The following is a 16,939-nucleotide window of genomic DNA, read 5'->3' as shown; positions in this document are numbered from 1 at the left end:
CCGCCCCACCATCCCGCCCTCAATAATCCCCTTGACGCTGTATCTTTCGATATATATCTTTAGATATGTTTTACGACACACAGGACACGATCATGCGACACAATCACTTCCGCGGCCATGCCCGATGCGACGGTCATGGTGCGCATGACCACCCCGAGGGATTCGCCGGTCTCTGGTACGCGATCGGTCGCCACCGTCGCGGCCACGATGCATTCGGCGGCGGCCCGTTCGGCGGCCGTGGCGGGCGCGGCTTCGGCGATTTCGGCGACGACGGCATGCCGCGCGGCCGCCAGTTCAGCTCCGACGATCTCCAGCTGCTGCTGCTCGCGCTGGTGGCCGAACAGCCCAGCCACGGCTACGAACTGATCAAGGCGCTCGACACACGCTCGAACGGCTTCTACAGCCCGAGCCCCGGCATGGTGTATCCGGCGCTCACCTATCTCGAGGAAGTCGGCTTCGTCGCGTCGCAAGCGGAAGGCAACCGCAAGCGCTATGCGCTGACCGACGCAGGCCGCGCGCATCTCGACGCCCAGCGCGAACGCGTCGACACGCTGTTCGCGCGCCTCACGCACCTCGCCCGCAAGATGGAGTTCATGCGGCGCGCGTTCGCCGGGGAATCGGCGGGCAACGAAGCGCAGGACGAATCGCAAGCCGGCTGGCTGCCGGAATTCGTCGAGGCGCGTCTCGCGCTCAAGCGCGCGCTGCTGCACAAGAGCGCCGCCGACGCCGACGAACAACGCCGCATCGCGGCCATCATGCGCCGCGCGACGGCCGAAATCGAAGGCGGCGCCGGCGCGTGATCCGCGCCGTCCCGTCACCACCCAAGGAGAACGGATCGATGCAGAACACATCCGAGCGCACCGTCACCCGCGTGCGCCACACCCTCAAGTTCCGCCTGCTGCAAGTGCTGCGCGTGCATCCCGTGACGCCGCATCTGCTGCGCGTCACGCTCGGCGGCCCCGATCTCGCGGATTTCGAATCCGCGTCGTTCGACGATCACGTGAAGGTATTTTTCCCGCCGCCGGGCGCGGAACGCCCCGCGCTGCCGACGCTCGGCGCGAACGGCCCCGAGTTTCCGGCAGGCGAACCGAAGCCGGTCGCGCGCGACTTCACGCCGCGCCGCTTCGACCGCGCCGCCCGCGAACTCGATCTGGAATTCGTGCTGAACCATCCGGGCCCGGCATCGCAGTGGGCCGCGCAGGCACGCGTCGGCCAATGGCTCGGCATCGGCGGCCCGCGCGGTTCGTTCGTCGTCCCGACCGGTTTCGACTGGCATCTGCTGATCGGCGACGATACGGCGCTGCCGGCCGTCGCGCGGCGTCTCTCGGAATTGCCGGCCGGCGCGCGCGCGGCGGTCGTGCTGGAAGTCGCGGATCGCACCGCGCAGATCTCGTTCGATACGCGCGCCGACGTGCATGAAATCTGGCGCTTTCGCGCCGAAGCCGACGCGGCGGACGGCGATGCGCTGCTGAATGCCGTGCGCGACCTGCCGCTGCCGTCGTCCGGCGACGGCTACGTGTGGGCGGCCGGCGAAGCGCTGTCGATGCGCGCGGTGCGCCACCACCTGACCGGCGAGCGCGGCGTCGACAAGTCGCGCATCCGCGCGGCGGCCTACTGGAAGCGCGGCGCGGCGGCCGTGCACGAAACGCTGGAAGACTGAGCGGGGCGGATACCGCTCGACCGGCGACTGAAACAATCGTGGCGCCGGCGCAGCAGCGGGCTTGGCACCGGCATCGCGGCGGGTATATATGTATGTCTGCGACGCCGCTGTCGGGCGACAGCCGCCGCAGCCCGCCCAGGAGCGCCCGGTCATGACAAAAGAAAGCCACGCTTCGCCTTTCCTTCGCCACCTGAAGATCGCCGGTTATTGCGGCCTCGCCGCGGTCGTCCTCGCGCTGTTCGTCGCGATGTGCGCGATCCTGAAGGAAAGCGCCCTCGACCGCGATGCCGCGCGGCATCCGGCCGATACGCCTGAACTGCACGATGCGGGCGGCAGCCCGTCCGCCTCGGCCGAATCGGCCCGCACATCCGGCTCGTCCGGCTGACGGCGTTCCGCCGCTTCCTTCTGCTTACGGCGCCTGCCGGCGCCCCATCACGACCGCATGCACCGAATCGCCGAGCCGTTCGAGCAGCGCGGTCACGCGTTGCCCGTACAGGTGCGCGGCCAGCGCGCCCACCGTGCCGACCAGCACCCCGCCCGCCATGTCGAACGGCCAGTGCACGCCCGCATAGACGCGCCCCCATGCGATCGCCACGGCCATCGCGGCCATCACGAAACCGGTGACCCGCGTCGTGCCGCCGAGCAGCAGGCCGACCGCCATGCTCCACGCGAACGTCATGTGATCGCTCGGAAACGAACTGTCCGGCGCGTGCGGAATCAGCTGCGTGCCGACGCCGGCCATGAACGGGCGCGGCGAAAACCAGACATGCCCGAGCACTTGCGCGAGCACGAGCGCCACGCAGACGCCGACGCCGGCTTCGATCGCCTGGTGCCGCGCGGGGCGTGCGCCGAAGATCCAGGTCAGCAGCAGCATCGCGGGCAGCGCATAGACGAGCCAGTCGGCGGCGAAGATCGCGAGGCGGGCAACGCCCGGGTGCGGTGCACCGCCGGCGTTGATGGCGGAAAAGAGGGCGAGATTGAGGTTCTGCATGAATCCGGTTGCGTGGGGCGTCAAGGATCGGCCGGTTGCCCGGCCGGAGTCGAACGATGCTAGAGCGTCGCCGCTTAAGCGGTGCTTAATGCGGCAGCCGCCCGGACAAGGCCCGCGCGGCGAACGCACTTAGAGCCTGCACTGCAACACAAGTTCACACAATTGTCATATTCCCGCGCGACCGTTTCCCGTAAAGGCTCACCCTCTCTCCCGTAAAGACTCACCGTTTTCACACGATGGCGTCATCGATGCGTGCGACCATGGCCCGGCCGGCACGCCGTCCAGGCCGTTTGTCTCATTCATCTCAATATTTACGCCGCAAATTATTCGAAATCGGCAACAATTAATTCCAGATGCGGCATCGCACAACGGCAACGCACAGGCATACGATTACGTCCACTCATCCACGAAGCGATCAACAACAAGGAGTCCGCATGAAACCCAGCGATGTCCGATCGAAAGCGTTTGCGATGCCGTTGACCAGCCCTGCGTTCCCGATGGGCCCGTACCGTTTCGTCGATCGTGAGTTTCTGATCATCACGTACCGCACCGATCCGGACCGCCTCCGTGAAATCGTCCCCGAGCCGCTGCAGGTCACCGAGCCGCTCGTCCACTACGAATTCATTCGCATGGCCGATTCGACCGGCTTCGGCGATTACACCGAAAGCGGCCAGGTGATCCCGGTCGAATACAACGGTCAGGCGGGCGGCTATACGCTCGCGATGTATCTCGACGATCATCCGCCGATCGCCGGCGGCCGCGAGCTATGGGGCTTCCCGAAGAAGCTCGCGTCGCCCACGCTGCACGTGAACACCGATCACATCCTGGGCACGCTCGACTACGGCAAGGTGCGCGTCGCGACCGGCACGATGGGCTACAAGCACAAGGAACTCGACATCGACGAGCAGACGAAGCGGCTCGCCGGCCCCAATTTCCTGCTGAAGATCATCCCGCACGTCGACGGCACCGCGCGCGTCTGCGAACTGGTGCGCTATTACATGCAGGACATCAAGATGAAGGGCGCATGGACGGGCCCCGCATCGCTGGAGCTGGCGCCGCACGCGCTCGCGCCGGTGGCCGATCTGCCGGTGCTCGAGATCGTCGAGGCGCGCCACCTCGTCGCGGATTTGACGCTGGGCCTCGGCGAAGTCGTCTACGATTACCTGGCTCAGTAACACGTCCGCAGTCCTTTCTCCCTGTCAATCCTTTCACCACGGGAATTCGAACATGAGCAACCTGAATGGCAAGACCGCAGTCGTCACGGGCGCCGCGAGCGGCATCGGCAAGGAAATCGCACTGGAGCTCGCCAAGGCAGGCGCGGCCGTCGCGATCGCCGACCTGAACCAGGACGGCGCGAACGCGGTCGCCGACGAGATCAACAAGGCAGGCGGCAAGGCGATCGGCGTCGCGATGGACGTGACCAACGAGGAAGCCGTGAACACCGGCATCGACAAGGTGGCCGAAGCGTTCGGCTCGGTCGACATCCTCGTGTCGAATGCGGGCATCCAGATCGTCAACCCGATCGAGAACTACTCGTTCGCCGACTGGAAGAAGATGCAGGCGATCCACGTGGACGGCGCGTTCCTGACGACGAAGGCCGCGCTCAAGCATATGTACAAGGACGATCGCGGCGGCGTCGTGATCTACATGGGTTCGGTGCACTCGCACGAAGCGTCGCCGCTGAAGTCGGCGTACGTGACGGCCAAGCACGGTCTGCTCGGCCTGGCGCGCGTGCTGGCGAAGGAAGGCGCGAAGCACAACGTGCGCTCGCACGTCGTGTGTCCGGGCTTCGTGCGCACGCCGCTGGTCGACAAGCAGATTCCGGAGCAGGCGAAGGAGCTCGGCATCAGCGAAGAGGAAGTGATCAAGAAGGTGATGCTCGGCAACACGGTCGACGGCGTGTTCACGACGGTGCAGGACGTCGCGCAGACGGTGCTGTTCCTGTCGGCGTTCCCGAGCGCCGCGCTCACGGGCCAGTCGTTCATCGTCAGCCACGGCTGGTTCATGCAATGAAGCCGCACGCCCGCACCGAAAAGCAGGCCGTGGATGCGGCGGACCTGCACCACGAAGCCGGCGCGCCGGCGGCCGCACGGTCGCTGCCGTACGAAACGATCGCGCTCGTCCTGCAGGGCGGCGGCGCGCTCGGCGCGTACCAGGCCGGCGTGTTCGAAGGGCTGCACGAGGCGGGCATTCCGCTCGACTGGATCGCGGGCATCTCGATCGGCGCGCTCAACACCGCGCTGATCGCCGGCAATGCGCCCGAGCATCGCGTCGAGCGCCTGCGCGAATTCTGGGAAACGATCTGCCAGCCGGCGTTCTTTCCGACGATTCCGGCCGCGTTCGAATTCGCGCTGTTCAACAGCATCGACCAGGTCCGCACGTTCTTCACCGCGTCGCAGGCCGCCAGCGCGATGATGCAGGGCCAGCAGGGCTTCTTCGTGCCGCGCTTTCCGCCGCCGCTGCCGGGCGTGTCCGACCATCCTGAAAAAATCAGCTGGTACGACACGTCGGCGCTGCGCGCGACGCTGCTGAAACTGTGCGATTTCGACCGGATCAATTCGGGCGAGACGCGCGTGTCGGTCGGCGCGGTCAACGTCGGCACCGGCAACTTCGTGTACTTCGACAACTCGCGCATCCGTCTCGCGCCCGAGCATTTCACGGCGTCCGGTGCGCTGCCGCCCGCGTTCCCGCCCGTCGAGATCGACGGCGAGTATTACTGGGACGGCGGTGTCGTGTCGAACACGCCGCTGATGGAAGTGCTCCGCGCCCGGCCGCGCCGCGACACGCTCGCGTTCCAGGTCGATCTGTGGAGCGCGCGCGGGCCGCTGCCGCGCACGATGGCCGACGTCGCCGAGCGCACGAAGGACGTGCAGTACTCGAGCCGCACGCGTTTCGTCACCGACACGCTGCAGCGCGAACAGCGCTACCGCAACGTGCTGCGCCACGTGCTCGAACAGGTGCCGGAAGAGCAGCGCAAGAACGACCCGTGGTGCGTCGAGGCCGAAGCGATGTCGAGCGGGAAGAAGTACAACATCCAGCATCTGATCTATCAGCAGAAGGCGTACGAGCATCACTACAAGGACTATCAGTTCGGCCTGTCGACGATGCGCGACCACTGGTCCGCGGGTCTCGACGACATCCGCAAGACGCTCGCGGTGAAGGACGGCCTCGCGCTGCCCGTCAACGACGCGGGCTTCGTCACGCACGACATTCACCGCCGCCGGTAATGCCGTGTGCAACGGGCCGGCATGCTGCATGCGCCGGCCTGTCCTCCTTTCCGATTCGACATGCCGATTTTCATTGCGCTATTCGCGCTCATCGCCCTCGGATGGGGCGCCGTTCACCTGTTTCACGTCATCGCCGCGCAGTTCGGCCAGCCGGTCGCGATCGCGGCCGCCGTGCTGGCCGCCGCGCTCCTGGTCGCGCTGATCGCGTGGTGGCTCAAGCGTCGCCGCGACATCGCATCGAACACGAAGGAAAGAGGCTGGACGCACGTCGTGCATCGCGCATGGGGCGAGTTGCGCGTGTCCGCGACGCAAGGGCTCCTGTGGCTGTCGCATGACGGCGCGGACGGCCGCTATACGCTGTCGCAGCTCGACGGCTGCGAGGCCGCGCCGATCGACGGCCGCTGGCATCTCGTCGTGCGCGTGCGCGACGCCGTGCGCGGCGAATGGAAGCTGCCGATGATGGACAAGCGCGATGCGCAGCGCTGGGCGCGCGTGCTCACGCTGGCGAAGGACAACCGGCTCTGAACGCGCGTGCGGGCCGCATGGCTCGCACGGGCCGATCGCACAATGATCGGCTATCGCGCACCGAGCGCCCACAGCGCGTCGAGCACGTGCTGCGTCGCCCGTTCGACCGGGCCGGCACGATGGGCAATCCCCAGCTCGCGCCACAACGCCGGACGTAGCGGCCGCATGACGATGCGCGCATCCGGCAGCGGGGCGCCCGCCTCGTGCGGCAGCAGCGTCGCGCCGTACCCCGCGGCGACCAGGCTCTTGATCGCATCGTTGTAGTTCAGTTCGATCCGCGGCTCGGGCCGATGACCGCCGAGCGCGAACCATTCGGTCGTGAGCCGCGACAGGCGCGTCGTCGCATCGTTGAGGATCAGCGGCCGCGCGGCCAGATACGCCGGCGTCACACGGGCCGGAAGCGGCCAGTCCGCAGGCAGGAAAGCCATCACCGGATCGCGGCGCCACGGCCGGATCGACAGCCCCGCGACCGGCGCCTGCGGCAGCGCAACCAGCCCGACATCGAGCGTGCCTTGTGCAATGCGCGCCAGCGTGTCCTGCGACGTGAGCACTGCGATCTGCACGTCGATATCCGGATGCTGCGCGCGCAATCCGGCCACCGCCTGCGGCAACAGATGCGCGATCGCGCCGGTCGATGCGCCGAGCCGGACGCGCCCGCTCAACCCCTGCACCTGTCGCTGCACGTCGTCCAGCGTGGCTTCGACCTCGGCCAGCAGGCGCCGCGCCCGCTCCACCAGCACTTCGCCGATCACCGACGGGCGCACGTTGCCGCGTGTGCGCGACAGCAGCGGCGCGCCGACGCGGCTTTCCAGCTCGGCGACATGCAGACTGACGGTCGGCGGGGCGAGGTGAAGCCATTGCGCCGCCGCCACGAAGGAACCCTGGTCCGCGATCGCGACCAGCGTACGGAGGCGGTCCAGACTGATCTCGCGCATCGCATCCCTCTCGTTCAGGAAAGCTGAATCATACGATCAGCAAATTCAACTTTTCCTATTCTAGGCGTTCGGTGGACGATACGGTTTCCCCCGACGACCGAACGCGACGCACACGACCATCATGAGCTTCCCCACTGTCTTCATCGACGGCGACCAGGGCACGACCGGGTTGCAGATTCACGCGCGTCTGCGCGACCGCACCGACGTACGGCTGCTCACGCTTCCCGCCGCCGAACGCAAGGACCCCGCGCGCCGCGCCGATGCACTCAACGCGTGCGATATCGCCATCCTGTGCCTGCCCGACGCGGCCGCGCGCGAAGCGGTCGGCTTCATCCGGAACCCGGCGGTACGCGTGATCGACGCGAGTTCGGCCCATCGCACGCAGCCCGAATGGGTCTACGGCTTTCCCGAGATGGCCGACGGACATGCGCAGGACATCGCGCATGCGAAGCGCGTGACCAATCCCGGCTGCTACCCGACGGGCGCGATCGGCCTGCTTCGCCCGCTGCTGCAGGCCGAGCTGCTGCCGCGCGACTACCCGGTGAGCATCCACGCGGTGTCCGGTTACTCGGGTGGCGGCCGGGCGGCCGTCGACGCATTCGAATCGGCCGACGCCGCCACGCCCCCGTTGCCGCTGCAGGTGTACGGCCTCGCGCTCGAACACAAGCACGTGCCCGAGATCCGGCAGCATGCGGGGCTCGCGCACCGCCCATTCTTCGTGCCGGCCTACGGTGCCTATCGGCAAGGCATCGTGCTCACCATTCCGATCGAGCTGCGGCTGCTTCCGGCCGGCGTGACCGGTGAGCGGCTGCACGCGTGTCTCGCGCACCACTACGCGGACGCGCGCCACGTCGACGTGACACCGCTCGCGGACGCCGCCGCGGCAACGCATCTCGATCCGCAAGCGCTGAACGGCACCAATGATCTGCGGCTCGGCGTGTTCGTCAACGAAGCGCGCGGCCAGGTGCTGCTGTCCGCGGTGTTCGACAATCTCGGCAAAGGCGCATCCGGCGCGGCCGTGCAGAATCTCGACTTGATGCTCGGTGCGTCGAGCGCCGCGTAACGCGCCCGCAGGCGCCGTCGACGGCGCCTGCGCACGCCCCCGTAAAAGCTCACCTTTAGCCGGTTTCAGGCCGTATCGTCGCTCGCGACGGCGTTCAGGCCGGCCAGCGTCTCCACCAGAAAATCCACGCACACGCGCACCTTCGCCGACGCCGCGACGCGTTCCGGATACACGGCCCAGATGTTCGCGGGCTGAAGCGCGTCCGGCAGCACGCGGCACAACGCGCCGCGTTCGATCAGCGGCCCGGCCTCCCAGATCGAGCGCAGCACGATGCCGCGCCCGGCCAGCGCCCATTGCACGGCCACCTCGCCATGGTTCGTCGACAGTGCGCCGCCGACCTTCACCGTGGCCGTTTCGCCGCGCACGGTCAGCCGCCATACGCCGAACGGATGATCGCGCTCCTTGATCGCGAGACAGTCGTGCGAGGCGAGATCGGCCAGCGAGCGCGGCGTTCCGCGGCGGGCCAGATAGTCGGGCGACGCGCACAGCACGCGATGGTTCGTGGCGAGGCGGCGCGCGATCAGGTGATCGGCGATCTCGTCGCCGATGCGCACGTCGAGGTCGTAGCCTTCGCCGGCCACGTCGACGAGCCGGTCGAACAGATCGAGCCGCACGTTCAACTGCGGATAGCGCGCACTGAAGTCGAGCAGCGCCGGCGCGACGACGTGCCGGCCGAAGCCGAAGCTGCTCGACAGGCGCAGCGTGCCGCGCGGCACCGTGCGCGTGGTCGACACGTCCTCGACGAGATGATCGACGTCGTCGAGAATCTTCTCCGCGCGCGCGAACACGCGTTCGCCGGCTTCGGTGACCGTCATGCGGCGTGTCGAGCGATGCAGCAGGCGCGTGCCGAGCTGCGCCTCGAGCATCGCGATGCGCTTGCTGACGTACGCGGGCGATACCGCGAGCTGCTCGGCGGCCGCGCTGAAGCTCGCGAGGCGGACGACCAGGCTGAACACGCGCAGGTCGTCGAGGTTCGGCGATTTATTCACGATTCGTGGAAAGTCGATTAACTTTTGCGTGATTTTAATCCGGATGGAAATAAATAGAATGACGTGACGGGCCGTTGCCTTCCCGGCAGCTGGCCGACCAGCCAAGGAGATTTGCATGACCGACAGGACTTACAGGATTGCCGTGATCCCCGGCGACGGCATCGGCCGCGAAGTGATGCCGGAGGGGCTGCGCGTGCTCGCCGCCGTGACCGCGCGCTTCGGCGTGCGCTTCGACTTCGTCGAGATCGACTGGGCGAGCTGCGACTACTACGCGCGGCACGGCAAGATGATGCCGGACGACTGGAAAGCGCAGCTGTCGGACATGGATGCGATCCTGTTCGGCGCGGTCGGCTGGCCGGCGACCGTGCCCGATCACATTTCGCTGTGGGGCTCGCTGCTGAAATTCCGCCGCGAATTCGACCAGTACATCAACCTGCGGCCCGCGCGCCTGTTCGACGGCGTGCCGTCGCCGCTCGCCGGCCGCCGCGCCGGCGACATCGACTTCATGATCGTGCGCGAGAACACCGAGGGCGAATATTCGTCGGTGGGCGGCACGATGTTCGAAGGCACCGAACGCGAAGTCGTGATGCAGCAGTCGATCTTCACGCGGCACGGCACCGAGCGCGTGCTGAAATTCGCGTTCGAGCTCGCGCAGCGGCGCGCGAAGCGCGTGACCGTCGCGACGAAAAGCAACGGCATCGCGATCAGCATGCCGTGGTGGGACGCGCGCGCGGCCGAGATGGCCGAACGCTATCCGGAAATCGCGGTCGACAAGCAGCACATCGACATCCTGTGCGCGCGCTTCGTGCTGCAACCGGACCGCTTCGACGTCGTCGTCGCGTCGAACCTGTTCGGCGACATCCTGTCGGATCTCGGGCCGGCGTGTACGGGCACGATCGGCATCGCGCCGTCGGCGAACCTGAACCCCGACCGCACGTTCCCGTCGCTGTTCGAACCCGTGCACGGTTCCGCACCCGACATCGCGGGGCAATACATCGCGAATCCGGTCGCGATGATCTGGTCGGCGGCGATGATGCTCGACTTCCTCGGCAACGGCACGGGCCGCGAACGCGACGCGCACGATGCGATCGTCGCCGCCATCGAGGACGTGCTGCGCACGGGGCCGCATACCCGCGATCTCGGCGGCCATGCAGGCACGCAGGAAGTGGGCGAGGCGATCGCCGCGCGGGTTGCCGGTTGAGGGGCGCGTCCGGCGTTCGCGCCGGGCGGCACTGCGTGAATAGTCTGCGGTGAGCGGCACGCGATGCGGTTGCGCACTTGTGCAGACTCCGCCGATACGTCGCGGTGAAGTCGAGCGGTGAGCGACGGCACATCGCAACGCGCACTGTTTGCGCGGATCTTCGTTGACGTCGAAATCAATTCGATCGGTGAGTTGCACGTCGCGCTCGCACCCACCGATCGTCAACACACGTTCGCTTCGACGCGATCGGTGAGATGCATCACGCGACGACGCACACCGCAGCACGTCGAGACATCCGCCGCTTCATCGGGCGCAAGGCCGCGTCGACCGGGTCGAAGCACACAGTCCGACGCAGCATTTCACCTCGTCCCGAAAAATCTCACCTTCAACGGACGGCTCCCGAATTTCCTCACCATTGAACCGCGGGGACGCGTTCGCCGCTCCGTTGAGCGCGTGCGCGGCATCACAGCCCGAGGTCGGACAGCCCCGGATGATCGTCCGGACGACGACCAAGCGGCCAGTGATAAAGGCGGTCCGCCTCGCGAATCGGCAGATCATTGATGCTCGCGTGGCGATGCGCCATCAGGCCGTTCTCGTCGAACGCCCAGTTCTCGTTGCCGTACGAACGGAACCAGTTACCCGCATCGTCATGCCACTCGTACGCAAAACGCACCGCGATGCGATTGCCGTCGAACGCCCACAGCTCCTTGATCAGCCGGTAGTCGAGTTCGCGCGCCCACTTCCGCTGCAGCAGCCCGACGATCTCGTCGCGGCCCGTCACGAATTCCGCGCGATTGCGCCAGCGGCTTTGCGGCGTATAGGCGAGCGACACGCGTTGCGGGTCGCGCGTGTTCCACGCGTCCTCGGCGGCGCGCACTTTCTGGCGCGCCGTGTCGAGCGTGAAGGGCGGAACGGGCGGACGAACTTCGGGGGAAGCGGACATGGGTTGCTCCTGTTCAGGGTTGTGGCCGCGAACGCACGCAGCCGGTTCGGGTTCGCTGCGTCGGCTACCGCGACACGGCATCGAGCAGCAGTTCGGCCGTCGCGCGCGCATCGCGCGCGGCGTTTGCATCGCCACTGACGAGCGCCACGCCGATCGCGCCGTCGATCAACACGAGCCACTGACGCGCGATGCGCGCGAGCCCGCGGCGCTCGATGCCGGTTTCGTCGGCACAGGCGTCGAAGCGCTCGCGCACGAACGCCAGCAGACGCGCCTTGTGCATGCGGGCGACGACGCGCACGGGATCGTCGGCGTCGGGTATCTCGCCCGCCGTATTCAGGAACGCGCAGCCATGAAAGTCCGGCTGCCCGAACCAGTCGCGCAGCACGTCGAACATGCCGAGCAGTTGCGCGCGCGGCGTCTTGCCGCGCGCCAGCGTGGCGTCGACGAACCAGCGCATCCAGCGCTCGTCGCGACGTTCGAGCGCGGCGACCACCAGCGCCTCTTTCGATTCGAAATGCGAATAAAAGCTCTTTCGTGCCGCGCCGGATCGCTTGACGATCGCATCGACGCCGGTCGCATGGATGCCGCCCGAATAGATCAGCGCTTCGGCCGCGTCGAGCAGCCGGTCGCGCACGCCCGGTTCGCCGGAGGAGTCGAGAAGTGTGTTCATGGGTTTACGGTAGAACGATCGTTCTCCGGCGTCAACCTTCATGTGAAAAGCCCTGCCGGCGAGAGGGCCTCGTCGTGTCCTGGCCGAGACGTCGAGGCCGGCCGCGTTTACGACATTTTTTCTTGAAGCGGCGACACGACGCTCACTACACTTCGGTCACCCTGTCTGGGCGAAAGGACATCATGCAGCGACCGGAATCCGCGCGCCCCGCGCGCGCCTATGCGGCTTATGCGAAACGGCTCGACGGCCGCGTCATCGTGCGGCGCTTCGACCCGTGCAGCGATTCGTACGACACGCTGACCGCGCTGCTGCATCGCGCGTTCGCGCCGCTCGGCGCCTTGGGCTTCAATTGCCCGTGCGTCGATCAGCCGGCCGCGGCGACGCGCGAACGCGTGCTGACCGGCGAGTGCTTCGTCGCGCTCGGCAACGCGCATCTGGTCGCGACGATGACGATGCGCTCGCACGATCCCGATTCGCGCTGCGATCCGTATCGCAGCCGGCGCGTCGCGACGCTCGAGCAGCTGGCCGTCGATCCGGTCTGGCAGGATCGCGGCATCGGCCGCGCGCTGCTCGCATTCGCGCAACGTCGGGCCGCCGCGCGCGGCGCGACGCATCTCGCGCTCGACGCGCCGTACGCGGCGGCTCGGCTCATCGCGTTCTATCGTCGCGACGGATTTCAGCCGGTCGACGTGGTGCGCTTTCCGGGGCACAACTACGACAGCACGATCCTGTGCAAGGCCGTCGGCGGCGCCGACGGCAGCACGCGCGCGCACGGCACGATGCAGATCGACGTCGCGCGGCAAGCCGGTGCGGCATCGTGAAACCCGATGTGCGCAAGCGCGATGACGACGACGATCGCGCACGGCTCGCCATCCGGCAGGCACGCGTGCGGGCGGCGCTAAGGCTGCGTGGCGTGATGAAGCTGACGATCGTCACGATCGCGGTGGCGCACGTGTTGACGTTCGCGTTCGAAGGCGTGCTGGCCGCAGCCGGTTTCGCACCGGACGCGGCGGCCGTGCTGCTGTTCCGCTTCGCGACGTGCGCGCTCGTGAGCTTCTGGCTGCAGGCGGATGCGTTGCGCGCGTACCGGTACGCGGCGCAACACGGGTTCGTCACGGCTCCCGGCGCGCATGGCGATCCGCTCGACGTTGCGCCGCAGTGTCCGAAGCGCTGGCTCGTCGTGTTGAGCCTTCAGCTCGACCCGCGCGGATCGAATGGTGAACGGATCAAGTAGCGGTCGGCGCACCGATCGAAGCCGATCGCCCGCGCATCAGTGAGTCGCAACGCGGGGTGCGGCTCACGGTTGAGGTTTCGGTTCGGCATGATGTCGCATAGGGTGGCGGGCGAACGCGTGCACGCCAAGCGAAGCGGGGAACTGCGGGGAAGTGGAGAAACAGGCGCCGGATGGCGTGACGGGAGAGAAGCGAAGCAGCTGCCGACCGGTGAAGCGAACGTGCAATTGCCGGTCACCGATGCGGGATCGTGCGGCGATTCGGCACGCAAACACAGCTCCCGAATAATCTCACCTCAAGCGCTGCGTCACGCGTTTCGACGTGTGACGGTGCGCGTGCAAACGAAAACGGGGCAGGCGGCGATCGCGCCGCGCTGCCCCGTCTCGACACTCAGTCGACTCAGACGGTCCAGTCGAGAATCACCTTGCCGCTTTCGCCGGACAGCATCGCGGCGAAGCCTTGCTCGTAATCGTCGGCCGCGAAGCGGTGCGTGATGATCGGCGACAGGTCGAGGCCGCTCTGCAGCATCGCGACCATCTTGTACCAGGTCTCGAACATCTCGCGGCCGTAGATGCCCTTGATCTCGAGCCCCTTGAAGATCACCTGGTTCCAGTCGATCGCCGTCTGCGCGGGCGGGATGCCGAGCAGCGCAACCTTGCCGCCGTGGTTCATCGCCTCGAGCAGGCTCGTGAACGCGCTCGGCACGCCCGACATCTCGAGACCGACGTCGAAGCCTTCGGTCATGTGCAGGTCGGCCATCACGTCGCGCAGCGACTCGCGCGCGACGTTGACCGCCCGCGTCGCGCCCATCTTGCGCGCGAGCTCGAGCCGATAGTCGTTGATATCGGTGATGACGACGTTGCGCGCGCCGACGTGCTTCGCGATCGCGACGGCCATGATGCCGATCGGGCCCGCGCCGGTGATCAGCACGTCCTCGCCGACGAGGTTGAACGACAACGCCGTGTGCGTCGCGTTGCCGAACGGATCGAAGATCGACGCGAGATCGTCGGAAATCTCCGGCGGAATCTTGAACGCGTTGAATGCCGGAATCGCCAGGTATTCGGCGAACGCGCCTTCGCGGTTCACGCCGACGCCCACCGTGTTGCGGCACAGATGCCGGCGCCCGGCGCGACAGTTGCGGCAGAAACCGCACGTGATGTGACCTTCGCCGGACACGCGATCGCCGATCGCGAAGCCGCGCACTTCCTGCCCCATCTCGACGATCTCGCCGACGTATTCGTGGCCGACGTGCATCGGCACCGGAATCGTCTTCTGCGCCCAGTCGTCCCACTTCCAGATATGGATGTCGGTGCCGCAGATCGCCGTGCGGCGGATCTTGATCAGCACGTCGTTGTGGCCGACTTCGGGGCGCTTCACCCGCGTGAGCGTGAGGCCGGGGCCGCGTTCGAGCTTTGCCAGTGCTTTCATGGTCGCGCCTCCGTCAGATGATGCCGAGCGACTTGCCGACGCGCACGAACGCGGCGACCGTCTGGTCGATCTGCTCGGGCGTATGCGCGGCGCTCATCTGCGTACGGATGCGCGCACGGCCGCGCGGCACGACGGGGAACGAGAAGCCGATCACGTAGACGCCTTCGCCGAGCAGCCTGTCGGCCATGTTCGTCGCGAGCTGCGCGTCGCCGAGCATCACCGGGATGATCGGATGCGCGCCGGGCACGAGCGTGAAGCCGGCTTCGGTCATCTGCTTGCGGAACCGCGCGCCGTTCTCGCGCACGCGCTCGCGCAGCTTCGCGCCTTCGTCGCTGCCGAGCAGTTCCAGCACCTTCAGCGACGCCGCGGCGATGCTCGGCGTGAGCGTGTTCGAGAACAGATATGGACGCGAGCGCTGGCGCAGCAGCTCGATCACCTCGTGACGCGCGGCGACATAACCGCCCGAGGCGCCGCCGAGCGCCTTGCCGAGCGTGCCCGTGATGATGTCGACGCGGCCTTCGACGCCGCAGTGTTCGGGCGTGCCGCGGCCGTGCGTGCCGATGAAGCCGACCGCATGCGAATCGTCGACCATCACCAGTGCGCCGTAGCGATCGGCGAGATCGCAGATGCCTTTGAGATCGGCGATGATGCCGTCCATCGAGAACACGCCGTCGGTGGCGATCAGCTTGTGCCGCGCGCCCGCGGCATCGGCTTCCTTGAGCTTCGCCTCGAGGTCGGCGAGATCGTTGTTCTTGTAGCGGAAACGCTTCGCCTTGCACAGGCGAATGCCGTCGATGATGCTCGCGTGGTTCAGCTCGTCGCTGATCACTGCGTCGTTCTCGTCGAGCAATGTTTCGAACAGGCCGCCGTTCGCATCGAAGCAGCTCGAATAGAGGATGCTGTCCTCGGTGCCGAGAAACGCGGCCAGCGCGCTTTCCAGTTGCTTGTGGACGGTTTGCGTGCCGCAGATGAAGCGCACCGATGCCATGCCGAAGCCGTCCTGGTCGAGGCCGGCCTTCGCCGCGTCGAGCAGGCGCGGATCGTTCGCCAGACCCAGATAGTTGTTCGCGCAGAAATTGAGCACGCCGGCACCGCCGGCGAGCCGCACGGCTGCCGCCTGGGGACTCGCGATCTCGCGCTCGGTCTTGTAAAAACCGTCCGCGCGGATCTGGTCGAGCGTCCCGCGCACCTGGGCGAGAAAGGCATCACGCATCGCAAAGCTCCTGACAGGGTTTCGCATTCCGCAGCGCACTGCTCGTGGCGGCGCAACGGCCTGCTACTGTTATAGTCGGTCGTTCGGTTGACCGCACTTATCCGATATTCCGAACTGGAATTCGAAATATCGAACAACTCTAAGCGAACGGAATCCAAATGGCAAGTTCCTCCGGATCGCGGCGCCCGCCCGCCGCAGCCGCCCCGCAACCGCCGGCCGCGACCCCGCCGCGCGTGGGCGAGCAGATCCAGCGACTGCGCAACGAGCGCAAGCTGACGCTCGACGACCTGTCGCGCGCGGCCGGCGTATCGAAATCGATGCTCTCCGAGATCGAACGCGACAAGGCCAACCCGACGATCGCCGTCGCGTGGCGGCTGACGAACGCGCTCGGCATCACGCTCGACGAACTGTTCTCGCAGCCGAAGGCGCCCGAGACGATTCGCGTGGACGGCCCGCACGACATTCCGACGCTCGCCGGTCACGACGGCCGGTACCAGCTGCGCGTATGGGGCCCGATCGACCTCGCCGGCAAGTTCGAGTGGTACGAGCTGACGCTGCCCGGCGGCGGCGCACTGGTATCGAACGCGCACGAACCGGGCACGCGCGAACATCTCACTGTGCTGCAGGGCGCGATGGAAATCGAGGCCGCCGCCGCCAGCCGACGCCTGAAGACGGGCGACACCGCGCGCTACCCGGCCGACGAGCCGCATGCGATCCGCAATCCCGGCAAGGCCGAAGCGCGGGCACTGCTGATCGTGATCCATCGCTGACGGCGCGGATAGTCGGCCAAAAGGCCAATCGCAGGCCTGTTGCGGAAAACACTGTATGTTTGTACAGTATACGGACATTCCGCCATGCACGG

General features: G+C 67.1%; 19 protein-coding genes. 12 read left to right on the top strand and 7 right to left on the bottom strand.

The features are described from left to right. Nucleotides 1-92: 92 nt before the first annotated feature. The 3 genes from H0X91_RS31330 (at nucleotide 93) to H0X91_RS31320 (ending at nucleotide 2,045) form a co-directional block, all read left to right on the top strand. Nucleotides 93-800, top strand: a complete 708-nt coding sequence (locus tag H0X91_RS31330) for a PadR family transcriptional regulator (RefSeq protein ID WP_012492994.1) — start codon at nucleotides 93-95, stop codon at nucleotides 798-800. A gap of 38 nt (nucleotides 801-838) precedes the next feature. Further along, entirely contained in the window at nucleotides 839-1,660 is an 822-nt protein-coding gene (locus H0X91_RS31325; protein WP_196433638.1) for a siderophore-interacting protein, read from the top strand. Nucleotides 1,661-1,811: 151 nt separating this feature from the next. Beyond that, complete coding sequence (locus tag H0X91_RS31320; protein WP_006485180.1) at nucleotides 1,812-2,045, top strand: hypothetical protein; 234 nt, start codon at nucleotides 1,812-1,814, stop codon at nucleotides 2,043-2,045. 24 nt (nucleotides 2,046-2,069) lie between these two features. Here H0X91_RS31320 and H0X91_RS31315 read toward each other — a convergent pair whose 3' ends face one another. Further along, entirely contained in the window at nucleotides 2,070-2,651 is a 582-nt protein-coding gene (locus H0X91_RS31315; protein ID WP_060212235.1) for an undecaprenyl-diphosphatase, read from the bottom strand. Nucleotides 2,652-3,085: 434 nt separating this feature from the next. On the opposite strand from H0X91_RS31315, the gene H0X91_RS31310 reads away from it, so the two are divergent. Genes H0X91_RS31310 through H0X91_RS31295 form a run of 4 tightly spaced genes read left to right on the top strand, consistent with a single transcriptional unit; the run spans nucleotide 3,086 to nucleotide 6,403 of the window. Next, entirely contained in the window at nucleotides 3,086-3,826 is a 741-nt protein-coding gene (locus H0X91_RS31310; protein WP_006485181.1) for an acetoacetate decarboxylase, read from the top strand. 52 nt (nucleotides 3,827-3,878) lie between these two features. Further along, nucleotides 3,879-4,664, top strand: a complete 786-nt coding sequence (locus H0X91_RS31305; RefSeq protein ID WP_006485158.1) for a 3-hydroxybutyrate dehydrogenase — start codon at nucleotides 3,879-3,881, stop codon at nucleotides 4,662-4,664. Next, nucleotides 4,661-5,878 carry a patatin-like phospholipase family protein gene (locus tag H0X91_RS31300; protein ID WP_196433637.1) on the top strand — a complete coding sequence of 406 codons (1,218 nt, stop codon included), beginning with the start codon at nucleotides 4,661-4,663 and terminating at the stop codon, nucleotides 5,876-5,878. The genes H0X91_RS31305 and H0X91_RS31300 overlap by 4 nt, the downstream gene beginning before the upstream one ends. 60 nt (nucleotides 5,879-5,938) lie before the next feature. Then, complete coding sequence (locus H0X91_RS31295) at nucleotides 5,939-6,403, top strand: hypothetical protein (RefSeq protein ID WP_196433636.1); 465 nt, start codon at nucleotides 5,939-5,941, stop codon at nucleotides 6,401-6,403. Nucleotides 6,404-6,453: 50 nt separating this feature from the next. On the opposite strand, the gene H0X91_RS31290 is transcribed toward H0X91_RS31295, so the two are convergent. Continuing rightward, nucleotides 6,454-7,338: a LysR family transcriptional regulator gene (locus H0X91_RS31290; protein ID WP_006485167.1), complete on the bottom strand. Its 885-nt coding sequence runs from the start codon at nucleotides 7,336-7,338 to the stop codon at nucleotides 6,454-6,456. A 121-nt stretch (nucleotides 7,339-7,459) separates the two neighbouring features. On the opposite strand from H0X91_RS31290, the gene argC reads away from it, so the two are divergent. Continuing rightward, the gene (gene argC / locus H0X91_RS31285) at nucleotides 7,460-8,401 is read left to right on the top strand and encodes an N-acetyl-gamma-glutamyl-phosphate reductase (protein WP_196433635.1); all 942 of its coding nucleotides are present in this window, start codon (nucleotides 7,460-7,462) and stop codon (nucleotides 8,399-8,401) included. Between the two features lie 65 nt (nucleotides 8,402-8,466). On the opposite strand, the gene H0X91_RS31280 is transcribed toward argC, so the two are convergent. Then, nucleotides 8,467-9,390, bottom strand: a complete 924-nt coding sequence (locus H0X91_RS31280) for a LysR substrate-binding domain-containing protein (protein WP_006485150.1) — start codon at nucleotides 9,388-9,390, stop codon at nucleotides 8,467-8,469. A gap of 115 nt (nucleotides 9,391-9,505) precedes the next feature. Between H0X91_RS31280 and H0X91_RS31275 the strand changes: the two genes are divergently transcribed. Continuing rightward, nucleotides 9,506-10,591 carry a tartrate dehydrogenase gene (locus tag H0X91_RS31275; RefSeq protein WP_006496223.1) on the top strand — a complete coding sequence of 362 codons (1,086 nt, stop codon included), beginning with the start codon at nucleotides 9,506-9,508 and terminating at the stop codon, nucleotides 10,589-10,591. 463 nt (nucleotides 10,592-11,054) lie between these two features. Here H0X91_RS31275 and H0X91_RS31270 read toward each other — a convergent pair whose 3' ends face one another. Both H0X91_RS31270 and H0X91_RS31265 read right to left on the bottom strand, forming a co-directional pair. Continuing rightward, the gene (locus H0X91_RS31270; protein WP_006485164.1) at nucleotides 11,055-11,534 is read right to left on the bottom strand and encodes a nuclear transport factor 2 family protein; all 480 of its coding nucleotides are present in this window, start codon (nucleotides 11,532-11,534) and stop codon (nucleotides 11,055-11,057) included. A 64-nt stretch (nucleotides 11,535-11,598) separates the two neighbouring features. Continuing rightward, entirely contained in the window at nucleotides 11,599-12,204 is a 606-nt protein-coding gene (locus H0X91_RS31265; protein WP_043205268.1) for a TetR/AcrR family transcriptional regulator, read from the bottom strand. A gap of 182 nt (nucleotides 12,205-12,386) precedes the next feature. Between H0X91_RS31265 and H0X91_RS31260 the strand changes: the two genes are divergently transcribed. Both H0X91_RS31260 and H0X91_RS31255 read left to right on the top strand, forming a co-directional pair. Beyond that, the gene (locus tag H0X91_RS31260; RefSeq protein ID WP_006485174.1) at nucleotides 12,387-13,025 is read left to right on the top strand and encodes a GNAT family N-acetyltransferase; all 639 of its coding nucleotides are present in this window, start codon (nucleotides 12,387-12,389) and stop codon (nucleotides 13,023-13,025) included. Further along, nucleotides 13,022-13,438 (top strand): hypothetical protein, encoded by a 417-nt coding sequence (locus tag H0X91_RS31255; RefSeq protein WP_006493628.1) that lies wholly within the window; start codon nucleotides 13,022-13,024, stop codon nucleotides 13,436-13,438. Before H0X91_RS31260 ends, H0X91_RS31255 begins: the two co-directional genes overlap by 4 nt. Nucleotides 13,439-13,835: 397 nt before the next feature. Here the strand turns inward: H0X91_RS31255 and tdh are convergent, their stop codons facing one another. Beyond that, nucleotides 13,836-14,864, bottom strand: coding sequence for an L-threonine 3-dehydrogenase (gene tdh / locus H0X91_RS31250; protein WP_006480187.1), 1,029 nt, complete (start codon nucleotides 14,862-14,864; stop codon nucleotides 13,836-13,838). A 13-nt stretch (nucleotides 14,865-14,877) separates the two neighbouring features. Then, the gene (locus H0X91_RS31245) at nucleotides 14,878-16,077 is read right to left on the bottom strand and encodes a glycine C-acetyltransferase (RefSeq protein WP_006485176.1); all 1,200 of its coding nucleotides are present in this window, start codon (nucleotides 16,075-16,077) and stop codon (nucleotides 14,878-14,880) included. A 158-nt stretch (nucleotides 16,078-16,235) separates the two neighbouring features. Here H0X91_RS31245 and H0X91_RS31240 point away from each other — a divergent pair, with 158 nt between their 5' ends. After that, complete coding sequence (locus tag H0X91_RS31240; RefSeq protein ID WP_006496226.1) at nucleotides 16,236-16,847, top strand: helix-turn-helix domain-containing protein; 612 nt, start codon at nucleotides 16,236-16,238, stop codon at nucleotides 16,845-16,847. The last annotated feature ends 92 nt before the right edge of the window (nucleotides 16,848-16,939 follow it).

Origin of the sequence: Burkholderia sp. 9777_1386 (assembly GCF_015712265.1) — a bacterium.
Taxonomy (GTDB): domain Bacteria; phylum Pseudomonadota; class Gammaproteobacteria; order Burkholderiales; family Burkholderiaceae; genus Burkholderia; species Burkholderia cenocepacia.
This window is presented reverse-complemented; position numbering and strand designations above follow the sequence as displayed.